This is a genomic window from Roseovarius sp. AK1035, from assembly GCF_003288315.1.
Lineage (GTDB): Bacteria > Pseudomonadota > Alphaproteobacteria > Rhodobacterales > Rhodobacteraceae > Roseovarius > Roseovarius mucosus_A.
Genome location: NZ_CP030099.1, coordinates 2,482,952 through 2,497,131 on the forward strand (window position 1 = coordinate 2,482,952; position 14,180 = coordinate 2,497,131).

General features: G+C 60.9%; 11 protein-coding genes and 1 riboswitch. Of the genes, 4 read left to right on the forward strand and 7 right to left on the reverse strand.

What is annotated here, in order from left to right; all coding sequences use genetic code 11:
* The first annotated feature begins 70 nt into the window (after positions 1-70).
* Positions 71-931 carry a hypothetical protein gene (locus tag RAK1035_RS11900; protein ID WP_008280243.1) on the forward strand — a complete coding sequence of 287 codons (861 nt, stop codon included), beginning with the start codon at positions 71-73 and terminating at the stop codon, positions 929-931.
* A gap of 56 nt (positions 932-987) precedes the next feature.
* Here RAK1035_RS11900 and RAK1035_RS11905 read toward each other — a convergent pair whose 3' ends face one another.
* Positions 988-2,487, reverse strand: a complete 1,500-nt coding sequence (locus RAK1035_RS11905) for a CoA-acylating methylmalonate-semialdehyde dehydrogenase (RefSeq protein WP_008280244.1) — start codon at positions 2,485-2,487, stop codon at positions 988-990.
* 104 nt (positions 2,488-2,591) lie between these two features.
* Here RAK1035_RS11905 and RAK1035_RS11910 point away from each other — a divergent pair, with 104 nt between their 5' ends.
* The 3 genes from RAK1035_RS11910 (at position 2,592) to coaD (ending at position 4,537) form a co-directional block, all read left to right on the forward strand.
* Positions 2,592-3,488: a LysR family transcriptional regulator gene (locus RAK1035_RS11910; protein ID WP_008280245.1), complete on the forward strand. Its 897-nt coding sequence runs from the start codon at positions 2,592-2,594 to the stop codon at positions 3,486-3,488.
* Positions 3,489-3,548: 60 nt separating this feature from the next.
* Positions 3,549-3,983 (forward strand): CBS domain-containing protein, encoded by a 435-nt coding sequence (locus tag RAK1035_RS11915; protein WP_008280246.1) that lies wholly within the window; start codon positions 3,549-3,551, stop codon positions 3,981-3,983.
* Positions 3,984-4,045: 62 nt separating this feature from the next.
* Complete coding sequence (gene coaD / locus RAK1035_RS11920; protein WP_008280247.1) at positions 4,046-4,537, forward strand: pantetheine-phosphate adenylyltransferase; 492 nt, start codon at positions 4,046-4,048, stop codon at positions 4,535-4,537.
* A 6-nt stretch (positions 4,538-4,543) separates the two neighbouring features.
* Here coaD and gap (RAK1035_RS11925) read toward each other — a convergent pair whose 3' ends face one another.
* From gap (RAK1035_RS11925) to RAK1035_RS11945, 6 genes are all read right to left on the reverse strand, one after another.
* A complete protein-coding gene (gap, locus tag RAK1035_RS11925; protein WP_008280248.1) occupies positions 4,544-5,596 on the reverse strand; it encodes a type I glyceraldehyde-3-phosphate dehydrogenase in 1,053 nt (350 codons plus the stop codon).
* 91 nt (positions 5,597-5,687) lie between these two features.
* On the reverse strand, positions 5,688-5,831 hold the full coding sequence (locus tag RAK1035_RS20395; protein ID WP_008280249.1) for a hypothetical protein: 144 nt from the start codon (positions 5,829-5,831) through the stop codon (positions 5,688-5,690).
* A 153-nt stretch (positions 5,832-5,984) separates the two neighbouring features.
* Positions 5,985-7,787, reverse strand: a complete 1,803-nt coding sequence (gene thiC / locus RAK1035_RS11930) for a phosphomethylpyrimidine synthase ThiC (RefSeq protein ID WP_008280250.1) — start codon at positions 7,785-7,787, stop codon at positions 5,985-5,987.
* Positions 7,788-7,899: 112 nt separating this feature from the next.
* Positions 7,900-8,031: riboswitch (TPP riboswitch) on the reverse strand.
* Positions 8,032-8,168: 137 nt separating this feature from the next.
* Positions 8,169-9,170 (reverse strand): type I glyceraldehyde-3-phosphate dehydrogenase, encoded by a 1,002-nt coding sequence (gene gap, locus RAK1035_RS11935; RefSeq protein ID WP_008280251.1) that lies wholly within the window; start codon positions 9,168-9,170, stop codon positions 8,169-8,171.
* A gap of 242 nt (positions 9,171-9,412) precedes the next feature.
* Positions 9,413-12,223 (reverse strand): nidogen-like domain-containing protein, encoded by a 2,811-nt coding sequence (locus RAK1035_RS20510; protein ID WP_008280252.1) that lies wholly within the window; start codon positions 12,221-12,223, stop codon positions 9,413-9,415.
* A 115-nt stretch (positions 12,224-12,338) separates the two neighbouring features.
* Positions 12,339-14,135 (reverse strand): pre-peptidase C-terminal domain-containing protein, encoded by a 1,797-nt coding sequence (locus RAK1035_RS11945; RefSeq protein WP_008280253.1) that lies wholly within the window; start codon positions 14,133-14,135, stop codon positions 12,339-12,341.
* Between the last annotated feature and the right edge of the window lie 45 nt (positions 14,136-14,180).

Genomic DNA, 14,180 nt, shown 5'->3' on the forward strand with positions numbered 1-14,180 from the left:
GCGTGTTTGTGGTCTCTTGTTGGAATAAGACCTGTTGATTTCAGCACAGATATTTTGAGGGGGCAGTGCGATGCCAGAAGAACACCGGGTTGCCGTGGCGGTCATTCACGGCATGGGCAGCCAAGGCGACCGGCCACAGGCCGCGAATGCCGTCAGCTTTTCGCGGGATCTTTACACGGCCTTGCGCAAGCGGATGGGCGCGGCGCGGTTTGATACGCTGGTTGGCTGGCGCGAGATTTTCTGGTCGGACATCCTGCAAGAGCGGCAACAGAGCTATATGGACCGCGCGCTGAAAGGGCAGGCCAATTGGATGGGGGCACGGGATTTCGTGATGCACCGTCTGGCCGATGCCGCCGCTTACCGTTGGGAAAAGGGCGATCATGCCTATGTCTATCCGCAGGTCCATGCCCGCGTGTCCAACGCCATTGCGCATCTGGAGGGCGTGACAGGCGGCCGCGCGCCGCTGATCGTGCTGGCGCATTCGCTGGGCGGGCAGATCATCTCGAACCATATCTGGGATCTACAAAGGAAATACACCACCGCGCCCACGCCGTTTCAGCGGTTCGAGACGATGGCGGGGATGATCACCTTTGGCTGCAATATCCCGGTCTTTACCTTTAGCTGCAAGCCCGACGATGTGAAGGCGATTGAGCGCCCCGGCACCGCCATTCCGGTGGGCAAGAGGTTCAATCCGTGGTGGGTCAATCTGAACAGTCGCAATGACATTCTGGGGATGCCGCTGGCAGAGGCGGGCGACGGGTATGCAGCGTTGGCGGATCGTGAAGAGTTGCGGGATCGCTGGATCAGTGCGGGCAATGTGCTGACCGCGTGGAATCCGTTGTCGCATAATGCCTATTGGGCGGATTCGGATGTGCATGGGTCGGTCGTGGCGATGATCGAAAAGTCGATGCAGATCGGGCCGGTGGGGTGATACGAAAAGGCCCCGGTGAAACACCGGAGCCTTTGGTCGTGAGTGATGGGTGAAGATTAATCCATCGGTTTGAAATTGAATTCCCCGCCTTCCTTGATCCCGGACGGCCAACGGGCGGTCACGGTCTTGGTGCGGGTGTAGAATTTGAATGAATCCGGGCCATGTTGGTTGAGATCGCCAAAGCCGGATTTCTTCCAGCCGCCAAAGGTATGATAGGCGAGCGGCACCGGGATCGGCACGTTGATGCCGACCATGCCGATATTGACACGCGCCGCGAAATCGCGTGCGGCGTCGCCATCGCGGGTAAAGATCGCGGTGCCGTTGCCGTATTCGTGATCCATCGCCAGTTTCAGGGCCTCTTCGTAAGAGCCTGCGCGCACGGTTGCGAGCACGGGGCCAAAGATTTCCTGCGTGTAGATGTCCATATCCGGGGTCACGCGGTCAAAGAGATGCGGACCGACAAAGAAACCATCCTCATAGCCCTGCAGTTTGAAATCACGCCCGTCGACCACCAGTTCGGCCCCCTGCGCGATACCGCTTTCGACCAGCCCAAGGATGCGTTGCTTGGCCTCTGCGGTAACAACGGGGCCGTAATCCACGTCATTGCCTGCGGTGTAGGGCCCAACTTTCAGCTTTTCGATGCGCGGCACCAGTTTTTCAATCAGGCGGTCGGCGGTTTCATCGCCCACCGGAACCGCCACGGAAATGGCCATGCAGCGTTCGCCCGCCGCGCCATAGCCCGCGCCCACCAGCGCATCCGCGGCCTGATCCATATCGGCATCGGGCATGATGATCATGTGGTTCTTGGCCCCGCCAAAGCACTGCACGCGCTTGCCGTTGGAACAGCCACGACCGTAGATATATTGTGCGATGGGTGTCGAGCCGACAAAGCCGATGGACTGAATGACCTCGTGGTCGATGATCGCATCCACGGCCACCTTGTCGCCGTTGACGACCTGAAGGATGCCTTTGGGCAATCCGGCCTCTTCCATCAGTTCGGCCAGCATGAGCGGCACGGAGGGGTCACGCTCGGACGGTTTGAGGATGAAGGCGTTGCCGCAGGCGAGCGCCGGGGCGAACATCCACATCGGGATCATGGCAGGAAAGTTGAACGGCGTGATGCCCGCCGTCACGCCAAGCGGTTGGCGCATGGAATAGATGTCGATGCCGGGGCCCGCGCCATCAGTAAACTCGCCTTTGAGCATTTGCGGCGCACCGATGCAGTATTCCACCACTTCGAGGCCGCGCTGAATGTCGCCCTTGGCATCGGGGAAGGTCTTGCCATGTTCGCGGCTGAGCGCCTCGGCCAGCTTGTCCATGTCGCGGTTCAGCAGGCGGACGAATTCCATCATCACCCGCGCCCGGCGTTGGGGGTTGGTGGCGGCCCAAGCGGGCTGTGCGGCCAGTGCGGCGGCGACAGCGGCATCCATTTCTTCGACGCTGGCGAGCGGGCATTTGGCCTGCACTTCGCCGGTGGCGGGGTTGAACACATCTGCAAAGCGCCCGGAGGTGCCTTTGACATGTTGACCGTTGATGTAATGGGTAAGCTCTTGCATTGGGAATCCTCCTAATCCGTTGGCGGCAGGGTAGTCTTGCAAAACCTCTGCGGAAAGAGGCAATATTCCAAAAGTGATTTGCATTTCTGCAAAGGGGGCCGGGAATGACGCCGCATTGGGACGATATCCGCATATTCCTGGCTGTTGCCCGGTCTGAGAGCCTGTCGGGGGCGGGGCGTATCCTGCGGATTGATCCGGCGACGGTGGGGCGGCGTATCGCGCGGCTGGAGGAGGAGTTGGGCGCGCCGCTTTTTGCCAAATCGCCCACGGGGTATGTTTTGAGCGAGGCAGGGCAACGCCTGATGGGGCCGGCGCTGCGCGCGGAAACCGCCATGCAGGAAGCCACCGAGGAAATGGCCGGACAAGCCGGGGGGCTGAGCGGGCAAATCCGCATCGGCGCGCCGGATGGCTGCGCCAATTTCCTGTTGCCACAGGTCTGCGCCGCGATTGGCGCGGAAAATCCCGATCTGGAAATTCAGATCGTGGCGCTGCCGCGTGTGTTCAACCTGACGCGGCGTGAGGCGGATATGGTGATCGCGGTCAGCCCGCCCACGGCGGGGCGACTGACGGTGCAGAAGATCACCGATTACCGCCTGCATCTGGCGGCGACGGTGCGCTATCTGCGTTCGCATCCCCCGATTGCAACGCTGGCGGACCTGCGCGCGCATCGGATGGTGGGCTATATTCCCGATATGATCTTTGACAAGGAATTGGACTATCTCAGCGAGGCGGGGATCGAGCGCGTCAGCCTTGCGTCGAATTCGGTGTCGGTGCAGCTCAATTGGGTGCGGCAGGGCGGTGGCATCGGGGTATTGCATGATTTTTCACTGCCTTGGGCGCGGGGGCTGCAAAAGGTGCTGCCCGACCAATTTTCGCTTACCCGCAGCTTTTATCTGGTGCGCCATGCGGATGACCGGCGGCTGGAACGGCAGAACCGGTTTGCTACCGCGCTGGTCGAGAGGCTTCGGCAAGAGGTGCAGAGCCTGGAGGCGCGCACTTGACAGAAATTTTATTATAGATCACGCTGATTTTATGGACATATTCTTGCGGAGGGTCGTGTCATGCTGGTGCAGCAAATCCTGAAATCCAAGGGCGATAGCGCGGTGATCACGATCTCGCCTCAGACAAAGGTTTCGGAGGCGGCGCAGACCCTTGCAGAGCGCCGGATCGGCGGGCTTGTGGTGTCACGGGATGGCGAGACGGTGGAGGGGATCATCTCAGAGCGCGATATCGTGCGCAGTCTGGCCGTGCGCGGCGTGGTCTGCATGACCGAAACCGTCTCTGAAATGATGACCCGTAATCCGGTTTGCTGTTCGCGGCAGGATACATCCGATGCGGTGTTGGCGCGTATGACCGATGGCCGGTTCCGTCACATGCCGGTGGTGGAGGCGGGCAAGCTGGTGGGGATCGTGACCATCGGCGACGTGGTTAAGGCGCGGCTGGAAGAGCTGGCGATGGAGAAGACAGCCCTTGAAGGGATGATCATGGGCTACTAAGCGCTTGCATCGCCTTGCATAGTATTGTTGCGTGAGCGGCGATTGCAGCAAAGGAGGGCCGCATGCGCATTGGTCTTTATCCCGGCACGTTCGACCCTATTACCTTGGGCCATATTGATATTATCCGCCGGGCAGCCGTGCTGGTGGATCGGCTGGTTCTGGGGGTTGCGATCAACCGGGACAAGGGGCCGCTGTTTTCGCTGGAAGAGCGGGTCGAGATGATCGAGGCGGAATGTGCCAAGCTCAGCGCGCAGACCGGCACCGAAATCGTGGCGCATCCGTTCGAGAACCTGCTGATCAATTGCGCCCATGATGTGGGCGCGCAGGTGATTGTGCGCGGTCTGCGCGCGGTGGCGGATTTCGAATATGAATTCCAGATGGTCGGGATGAACCGGGCGCTGGATAATTCGGTCGAGACCGTATTTCTTATGGCGGATGCCAATCATCAGGCGATTGCCAGCAAACTGGTCAAGGAAATCGCCCGGCTGGGCGGGGATGTGACCAAGTTTGTCACCCCCCCGGTCCGCGAAGCGCTGCTGGCCAAGTTTTCCTAAGGCTGCTCAGGTCGGTTCCATCACCCGTGTGTGGTGCGGGACGGGGCCGCGCCCGGTTTCGAGGTGGCGGCCCATTTCGGCGGCGACATCGAGCATGCGGTTGGAAAAACCCCATTCGTTGTCATACCAGCTGAGCACGCGGCAAAGCCGTCCTTCCATCACCCGTGTCTGATCGGTGGCAAAGATCGAGCTGTGGGGATCGTGGTTAAAGTCCGAGGAGACAAGCGGGCGGCTGGTAACATCGAGCACGCCCAAAAGCGCGCCGTTGGCGGCACCGCTGACGGCGGCGTTGATCTCGTCCACGCTGGTGTCGCGCGCGGCCTCGAATGTCAGGTCCACGACGCTGACATTGGGGGTGGGCACGCGGATGGCGGTGCCGTCGAGCCGCCCGGCGAGGGCGGGCAACACGAGGCCCACGGCACGGGCAGCGCCGGTGGTGGTGGGGATGATGTTGAGCCCCGCCGCGCGGGCGCGGTAGAGGTCCTTGTGCATGGTGTCGAGCGTTGGCTGATCGCCGGTGTAGCTATGGATTGTGGTCATGAAACCACGGGTGATGCCGATGCTTTCATGCAGCACCTTGGCCAAGGGGGCGAGGCAATTGGTGGTGCAAGACGCGTTGGAAACGATCACATCCTTGCCGGTCAGGTCCGCATGATTGACGCCGTAGACCACGGTGCGATCGGCCCCGGCTGAGGGGGCCGAGACCAGAACACGCCGCGCGCCGTTCTTGAGGTGGCGGGCGGCGGCGTCGCGGTCTGTAAAGATGCCGGTGCATTCCAGCACGATATCGACATCACCCCAAGGCAGCGCTTCTGGGTCGCGCAGGCCGGTCACGCGCATCGGCCCGCGGCCTGCGTCAATCGTGTCGGCGGTGGTGGTGATCTGACCCCGAAAGCGGCCATGCACGCTGTCGAATTCGAGCAGGTGGGCGTTTGTTTCGACCGGGGCCAGATCGTTGATGGCCACGATCTCGATGTCTTGGCGATCCGTGTCGAGCAAAGCGCGCAGCACGTTGCGTCCGATACGACCAAATCCGTTTATGGCAAGTTTCAGGGGCATGGCATCCTCCGAGAGTTATGTTAGCGCTAACAATTGACGGCGAACATAAACGAATTTCGAAACGAGTCAATGCGGAGGAGTGTCAGTTGCGTTATCGCCAAAAGGCGACATATTCGATCAGATCAATCAGCTTGCGCCCGAGGAACAGGGTGGATTGGCTATCGTTCAATATGACATCTGCACCGAGCGCCACTAGGACGATCCCCCCAAGGCCAATCGCGATTGTGTTGGTCATGCCGCGCGCCTTTGCCGTCTGCGTCCCGCAGGGTATGCAACAGAGGCTGCCGCCATGCAAGCCGGATCAAGGGCCGGGAGGGGGCTGGCCACGGGGCCGGAGGCGCAAAACGGCCCCCGGCACCGTGCACCGGGGGCGTGCGATCAGGTCTGATCACTCGTCAAGGGGCAGGTAGATATCGCCGGCTTCGCGGAACTTTTCGGCCATCGCCGCCATACCCTCTTTCTGGGCCTCGGCGCGGATGTCGTGGCTGATCTTCATTGAGCAGAATTTCGGCCCGCACATCGAGCAGAAATGCGCCACCTTATGCGCCTCTTTGGGCAAGGTCTGATCGTGGAAGTCGCGGGCGGTTTCCGGGTCGAGCGAGAGGTTGAATTGATCCTCCCAGCGGAATTCAAAGCGCGCGCGGCTGAGCGCGTCGTCACGCCGCTGCGCCCCCGGCAGGCCCTTGGCAAGGTCGGCCGCATGGGCCGCGATTTTGTAGGTGATGACGCCGGTTTTCACATCGTCGCGGTCGGGCAGGCCCAGATGTTCCTTGGGGGTGACATAGCACAGCATCGCACAGCCGAACCAACCGATCATCGCCGCCCCGATGCCGCTGGTGATATGGTCATAGCCCGGCGCGATATCGGTGGTGAGTGGCCCAAGGGTGTAGAACGGGGCCTCGTGGCAGCATTCAAGCTGCTTCTCCATATTCTCTTTGATCTTGTGCATGGCGACATGGCCCGGCCCCTCGATCATCACCTGGCAATCTTTGCGCCACGCGATTTTCGTGAGTTCCCCCAGCGTCTCCAACTCGGCGAATTGAGCGGCGTCATTGGCATCGGCGATAGAACCGGGGCGCAGCCCATCGCCCAATGAAAAGCTCACGTCATATTGGCGGCAGATGTCGCAGATGTCTTCGAAATGCTCATAAAGAAAGGACTCGCGGTGGTGATGCAGGCACCACTTGGCCATGATCGAACCGCCTCGGCTGACGATGCCTGTCACTCGGTTTACCGTCATTGGCACCATGTGCAGGCGCACGCCCGCATGGATGGTGAAATAGTCCACGCCCTGTTCGGCCTGTTCGATCAGCGTGTCACGGAACACCTCCCATGTCAGGTCTTCGGCAATGCCATTCACCTTTTCCAGCGCCTGATAGATCGGCACGGTGCCGATGGGCACGGGGCTGTTGCGGAGGATCCATTCGCGCGTGTTGTGGATGTTGCGGCCCGTCGAGAGATCCATCACCGTATCCGCCCCCCAGCGGATCGCCCAGACCAGTTTCTCGACCTCTTCCTCCATCGAAGAGGTGACGGCGGAGGTGCCCATGTTGGCATTGATCTTGACCAGAAAATTGCGGCCGATGATCATCGGCTCCAGTTCCGGGTGGTTGATATTTGCGGGGATGATGGCGCGGCCTGCTGCAATCTCTTGCCGTACGAATTCGGGGGTCACGTAGTCGGGAATATTCGCGCCCCAGTCGTTGCCGTCGCGGTGACAGGGTGTCAATTCCCGCAGCTGGTTTTCGCGGATTGCCACGAATTCCATCTCGGGCGTGATAAGGCCTGCGCGGGCATAGGCCAGTTGGGTGGGGGCCGCCCCCGGCTTGGCGCGCAGTGGCCGGCGCTGAACCGGAAACTCCGGCACCAGTCTATCGCCGGTGACAAAGCCGTTATCCTCGGGCTTGACGTGGCGGCCCTCGTAATCCTCCACAGTCCCGCGCGCCATGATCCACGAGCGGCGAAGCGGCGGCAAGCCTTGGCGAATATCGGTGGTGCGGTCTGGATCGGTATAGGGACCAGAGCTATCATAGACGGCCAGCGGTGCCTCGCCTGCGGTGGGATGGGTCGAGATTTCGCGCATGGGCACTGCGATTTCGGGATAGTGCTGGCCGTTCACATAGATTTTTCTAGAGGCGGGCAGGGGGCCCGTGGTCACGCTCGGGGTGATGTTCTGGGTGGGGACGTTCATTTTGGTGCTCCTCGAGTCAGTTTCTACAAAGAGACCAGATGAGCGTGGCAGGGAGGCAGGAGGGCGGCATATACGCCCCGGTTCAGGCCATGGGATCTGCCGGAACGTGGCATGATCGAGAGCCCTAGCTTCCTACGCCAGTATCAACTGGGTCAGGTTCAAAGGGTCGCGACACTGCAATATCTGCAAAGATGATTGCCAGCCGCCTCTCAGTCCCTCAGTTGGGACTCCCCTGCGTAGGAGAAGCGTATGCGGTAACAGAGGGCCGCGCAACCCGAAGTTTCGGGCCTGCGAGCCCAGAGGCAGATCGGCGCGTTCCAATGGCAAAGCGCCGGGCTGCGCGTATCGCGGCCCGGCGCTGCAGAAAATGTGAGGGCTTGTTTACTGCAACCGGCCCATGGCGACGGCGACATCGGCCATGCGGCAGGAAAAGCCCCATTCGTTGTCATACCATGCCAGCACCCGCACCAGACGGTTGCCGATCACTTTGGTCTGATCAGGGGCGAAGATCGAGCTTTCCTCGGTGTGGTTGAAGTCGATGCTGACCTTGGGTTCGGGATCATAGCCCAGAACGCCCTTCATCGCGCCAGCGGCGGCCTCGGCCACTACGGCGTTGACATCGGCCTTGGTCACGTCGCGCTTGGCGACAAAGGTCAGGTCCACCGCCGAGACATTGGGCGTGGGCACGCGGATGGCAGAGCCGTCGAGTTTGCCCGCGAGTTCCGGCAGCACCTCACCAAGCGCTTTGGCAGCCCCGGTCGAGGTGGGGATCATCGACATCGCGGCGGCGCGGGCGCGGTAGAGGTCATTGTGGCGACGGTCCAGCGTCGGCTGGTCACCGGTATAGGCGTGGATCGTGGTCATGATGCCGCTCTCGATCCCGATCGTATCATTCAGCACCTTGGCCAGCGGCGCGAGGCAATTGGTGGTGCAAGAGCCGTTTGAAATCATCCGCTCAGAGGCCAAGAGCGCGTCATGGTTGACGCCGTAGACCACGGTGCGGTCCACGTTCTTGGCGGGGGCCGAAATCAGCACTTTGCGCGCGCCGCGTTCAAGATGGGTGCGGGCCTTGGTGCCATCATTGAAATTGCCGGTGCATTCGAGCACCACATCAACCCCGTCCCAATCCAACTCGTTCATGTCATAGGTCGAGAACATCTGGATCGGGCCGCGCCCGAGGTCCATCGTCTGGCCCTCGACGGTGATGGGATGGGCAAAGCGGCCATGCACGCTGTCATAGCGCATCAGATGCGCTGCGGTCTCAATCGGCCCGGTTGCGTTCACCTTGACCACCTTGATATCGTTGCGCAGGCTTTCCGAGATATGGGCAAGCGTGGCGCGACCGATACGGCCGAAACCGTTGATTCCTACGGTGATGGTCATGGGCGACTCCTGATAGCTGAATTGGCGTCCGTATAGACGGGGCAGAGGACGCCGGAAAGCGGTAAAAGTCGTTTTCCAGTTGGAATACAGGATGTTAGCGGTAACCTTGCGGGGGTGGGCCTGGCTTTGCCGGTGATTGCGCTAACGCAGGATGGCAGGTTTGGGCGATCGGAAGGCGCAGATTTGCCACCAAGACATAGGGGCGCCCGAGAGCGCCCCTGTCTTTGATCTGCCAGTCCGAACTAGAGGAACGTGAAATCGTCCACGGTGAGCTGCGCGGCGGTGATGCCTTCCACGAGGATCGTGTTGCCATTCACCGTCATTTGAGCGCCGCCCGTCACGTCGACGATATTCATCGCCGTGACGAACCCCGCCAGACCATTGCCGCCGTTGTTGATGTTTTCAACGCCAGTATCAGGATCGAAGCGGCGGATGAAGAAACTGTCCAAACCGTCCTCGAAATCGGTGATCACATCCGCCTCGCCATCGAAGAAGGCGCTGAAGACGAATTGATCGGCCCCGGTTCCGCCGGTGATCACGTCATTGCCAGCACCTGCATTGATCGTGTCATTGCCCGCGCCGCCGTCGATGGTGTCGTTGCGCCCGCCGCCGGCAAGGAAGTCATTGCCGTCGCCGCCAAGGATGCTGTCGTCGCCTTCACCGCCGCCCACGCTGTCATTGCCCGCACCGGCATCAATGGTGTCCTGTCCGGTGCCACCGCCGATGTCATCCGCGCCCTCGCCACCGTCGATGAGGTCATTGCCAAAGCTGCCCGACATGCTGTCGTTGCCATCGCCGCCCGAGAGCGTGTCATCGCCCGCGCCGCCTGCGACCACGTCATTGCCAGCCCCGCCGGTCACGGAATCCGCGCCAAAGCCGCCGCCCAGAATGTCGTCACCATCGCCACCGTCCAGGGTGTCATCCCCCAGACCGCCGCCGATATTGTCGTTGCCCGCCCCGCCAATGGCCAGATCATTGCCATCAGAGGACGAAATCCGGTCATCGCCAGCACCGCCGTCGAGGGTGTCATTGCCCTCGCCGCCGCTGAGCTGGTCATTCCCGCCGCGCCCCTCGAGCCGGTCATCGCCGCCCAGACCGCTGAGCGTGTCGTCAAGCGTGGCCCCGAGCAGGGTGTCATTGCCTTCGGTGCCTTCGAGGTTGAGCGAGACCGGATCAGCGGTGGTGACGGTTTCGGTCACTGAGGCAGGCACCTCGGCGGCAGAGTCGAAGAACGAGCTATCGCCTGTCAGGGCAAAGTCGAGCACGGCGTTTTCGAAATTGGGCGTGCCTTGGATCAGGCCCGCATCGAGCGCCGCAGCAATCGCGGCATCCCGCACCGCCGGGTCGAGCGTGTCGAGGCTGACAATCTCGCCGGGGAATTCGGGCAAGTAAAACCCATCAAGGCTTTCGCCCGCGTCATAGGTAAAGAGGCTGTCCGCCTCAGAGGCGACGCGCCAATCCTCGCGGTATTGACCGTAGAGATCGGCAAAGGCAAAGGGACGGGCCAGCACGGTGCCATCGGCGCGCGCGACATCATTGCTGGCGTCGCCGTCGCCATCGCCCAGCAGACCTTCGAGACGCCCCAGCAGCTCTTCGTTGAGGCGCACGTCGATATCGACCCGCCCATCGCGCACGATCACGCGCACCTGGCTGTCGCCATTGCCGACCACGTTATCTGCGCCCGCATAGACGATGATATAGGTATCGCCTTCACGGAAAATACGGTCATTGCCAACCGCGACAGAGCCGAAATCCTCAATCTCGGTGGCCACGCCGCCGATATGCAGCGGGGTCGCGTCATTGGCGTCGATCATCACTGCCGTGCCGCCGAGATTGGTGGCGATGGCCTGATTGACGCTGACGTTATCGCCCACTGGCACCATGCGCGCCTGAAGCTCGAAATCGCTGTCGGTGCCACGCAGCAGCACGAATTCGCCCGCCGCCTGGAAATCATAGCCGACGCCGTCGAGTGTCGCCAAATGTGGGTCACCCGCAACCCAGCCGCCTGCGCCGACCGGCGGCAGAAGCGGGACGATAGAGTCGACCACGCCGCCGTTGCGCACGGCAAAGTTCCAGATGCCGATCAGTCCGGTATTGCCGGGGATCACATCCAGGCTGAGGATTTCATCCTGATTGCCGGATTGCGGCAGCTCAAAGAACGTGCCTTCGACGCCGGTGCCCGATGTATAGCCCGCGCGCGCAACCGTGCCGCCAAGGCCGTTGGTGCCGCCGCTGGCGTTGCCGGTTGTCCAGTTCACCTCTTCATAGCGGAACTGAATGTCGAAATCGCCATTGCCACGATCCGTGAGGATAAGTTGGAAGGCGTTGAGCAGGTCGGTGCGCGAGCTAAAGTAGCCGACATCGTCCCATGTGACGATAAGTTGGTCGCCCAGCGTGTTGAAATCCCAATGCACAAGGTTGCTGCCTTGCGAGTTTCCGCCCGGGGTTGGGGCAACTTCGCCGCCGCGGGTGTCGACATCCGCAAAGAACGGCGTGATGTTGGGGTTGTTGCTGACGCCTGTGATCACGTCGGGCGTGAAGGTGCCGCGCGGTCCGGTGAAGGTCACCGAGCCGTTGTTGTTGATCCAGAGACCTTGGTAAACGGTGCCAAAGAAATTCAGCCCGTTCTCGAAGATCGGGGTGATGTCGATCTGTACGGTTGAGCCGTCATCGTTGCGGGCCAGAAAATCCTCGCCGAACCCGGCATCGCCGCCCAGACCCCGGATCAGGCCGGGGCTGGTGTTGTCTGGGTTGAGCAGCACATCGGTGCTGATGTTGTCGAATTGCAGGCGCTGGATATTGACTAGAATGTCGGTGTCGCCGGTTGCGGTATGGGTGATCGTGCGCTGTGCACTTTCATTCACGCCGGTGCTGTAATCGGCGGCATTGCCCGCGAACACGGCCGTATCGAACCCCGCGCCCCCATCCAGCAGATCGTTCCCCGCGCCACCTGTTAGCGTGTCATCCCCAGCATTCGCAGTGATCGTATCGTTATCGGCGGTGCCGACAAGATCGTCAGCCTCCGGTGTTCCCGGAATTACAAGACCTTCCATGGTAAAACTCCCCAGTTTTCCAAATGCGCCTTATTCAAACACTATGTTCACGATTCTGTGAAGTGCTTTATATTCGGAGTTTCGCATGCATGAATTTGGGGGGAGGGGGAGACCTTTAGAGGAACGTGAAATCGTCCACTGTCAGTTGCGCGGCGGTGATGCCTTGGACGATCACAGTCTGTCCGTTGAAGGAAATTTCTACGCCGCTGGCAGTGTCGACGATGCCCAGCGTTTCGAAGGGCGCTGCTGATGAGGGGGCAGTGGGTGGCTCTGGTGTATCCATGGCCATGAACCGAATGACGATAAGGTCGACGCCATCTTCGAAATCGAGAACACTATCGGTTTCTCCCTCTTTAGCGACGGTGAATTCGAAGTGATCTGCACCCGCGCCGCCGCTGAGTACGTCGTCGCCACGTGCGCCGTTGACCGTGTCATTGCCATCGCCGCCCTCAATCGTGTCCGCACCGCTGCCACCCGAGAGGTCGTCATTGCCGCTCCCGCCTTGGATGCTGTCGTCGCCCTTGCCGCCGCCGACTTGGTCGTCACCTGCGCCGCCGATGATCGTATCTCGGCCTGTGCCACCGCCAATCTGGTCGGCCCCGTCGCCCCCATCAATCCGGTCATCGCCCGCGCTGCCGGACAGGCGATCATTGCCCGCGTCGCCCGTGATGCGGTCATTGCCGGACGCACCGGCAACTATGTCATCGCCCGCGCCCCCCGAGAGGTAATCCGCGCCGCTGGCACCCGTGAGCGTGTCATGGCCGTCGCCACCGTCCAAGGTATCACGGTCCCAGCCACCGGACAAAAAATCATCCCCGAGACCGCCCGTGATCAGGTCGTTTCCTGAGCCACCGCCAACGGTGTCGTCGCCATCGCCTGCGTCAATCGTGTCATTGCCCAGCCCGCCACCAATATTGTCATTTCCAGCATCGCCGGTGAGGGAGTCATCCCCCAATCCGGCGCTGAGGGAGTCGTGACCTTCACCGCCGTTGAGGGTGTCGTGGCCGAGACTGCCGTTCAGGCGGTCATCCCCGCTTTCGCCGAATATCTCATCACCGCCCTCCTGACCAAAGAGCCTGTCGTTGCCATCGCCGCCCAAAAGCGTATCGTTTCCTTCGTCCCCCGCGAGACGATCATCACCGGCAAGACCGTTGAGAAAATCATCGTCACGATTTCCCAAGAGCGTGTCATTCCCAAGAGTGCCGACTTCGGTCAAAGGGAGAATCGCGTCTACCCATGTGACGGAATAGGGGATGGGAAAAAAGTTGGCATATCTGTCGTATCCCACTGCATATCGCGCGCTGACATAGAATGTGCCGGACTCGTCTGGAATGTAGGTCACATACTTGTTTGACGCTCGCGCGTCCGAGCTTGCGAGGCTTTCTCCATTGGCATCCCGCACCGACAGATCAAAGAGCGCGATGCCGTCCAGTTCAAAGCTCGCGGCCTCACCCGCGGTCAATTCCACTGCGAACCAGTCATAGTCGTTGCCGAAATCCATCTGCGCCTGGACCGAGGTGTTGGGGGCCAGCGTCGCGTGCGTGGTCACATCGCCGGGGACGTCGTCTTGAAACACGTTGGCCCGGATGACGTAGTTGTCCAAGTCGCCGCCCATGGTGCCGAATGTTGCGCCGATGGAGATGAAATGCCGCCCGGATTGCTGCGGTGAGAAAACAAAAACGTTGTCTTGGTCGGACCGCAGCTCTGGGTCACCGGTGTTGTTCATAAGCGGTATCTCATCGGGTGACAGGATTTGGACAAAAGGCAATCCCATGTCGATTTCGAACCGATAGGCAGTGTCTGCCTCAAGGTTTACCGCGATCCAGTCCCAACCGTCCGCGACGCTGCCACTGACGGAGCCACCGATTTCCAAAAACCCAGTTGTCTGCGCATTTGCGGTAAAATTATCCATAATATCATGTCCTTGTCTTGGAAATGGCGGTCGGCCCTTTAGTGT

Bases quoted from the DNA above. Each gene is read 5' to 3' on its own strand.
- RAK1035_RS20510 (WP_008280252.1), bottom strand. From the start codon at position 12,223: ATGGAAGGTCTTGTAATTCCGGGAACACCGGAGGCTGACGATCTTGTC.
- gap (WP_008280248.1), bottom strand. From the start codon at position 5,596: ATGCCCCTGAAACTTGCCATAAACGGATTTGGTCGTATCGGACGCAAC.
- RAK1035_RS11905 (WP_008280244.1), bottom strand. From the start codon at position 2,487: ATGCAAGAGCTTACCCATTACATCAACGGTCAACATGTCAAAGGCACC.
- RAK1035_RS20395 (WP_008280249.1), bottom strand. From the start codon at position 5,831: ATGACCAACACAATCGCGATTGGCCTTGGGGGGATCGTCCTAGTGGCG.
- RAK1035_RS11945 (WP_008280253.1), bottom strand. From the start codon at position 14,135: ATGGATAATTTTACCGCAAATGCGCAGACAACTGGGTTTTTGGAAATC.
- RAK1035_RS11915 (WP_008280246.1), top strand. From the start codon at position 3,549: ATGCTGGTGCAGCAAATCCTGAAATCCAAGGGCGATAGCGCGGTGATC.
- coaD (WP_008280247.1), top strand. From the start codon at position 4,046: ATGCGCATTGGTCTTTATCCCGGCACGTTCGACCCTATTACCTTGGGC.
- thiC (WP_008280250.1), bottom strand. From the start codon at position 7,787: ATGAACGTCCCCACCCAGAACATCACCCCGAGCGTGACCACGGGCCCC.
- RAK1035_RS11900 (WP_008280243.1), top strand. From the start codon at position 71: ATGCCAGAAGAACACCGGGTTGCCGTGGCGGTCATTCACGGCATGGGC.
- gap (WP_008280251.1), bottom strand. From the start codon at position 9,170: ATGACCATCACCGTAGGAATCAACGGTTTCGGCCGTATCGGTCGCGCC.
- RAK1035_RS11910 (WP_008280245.1), top strand. From the start codon at position 2,592: ATGACGCCGCATTGGGACGATATCCGCATATTCCTGGCTGTTGCCCGG.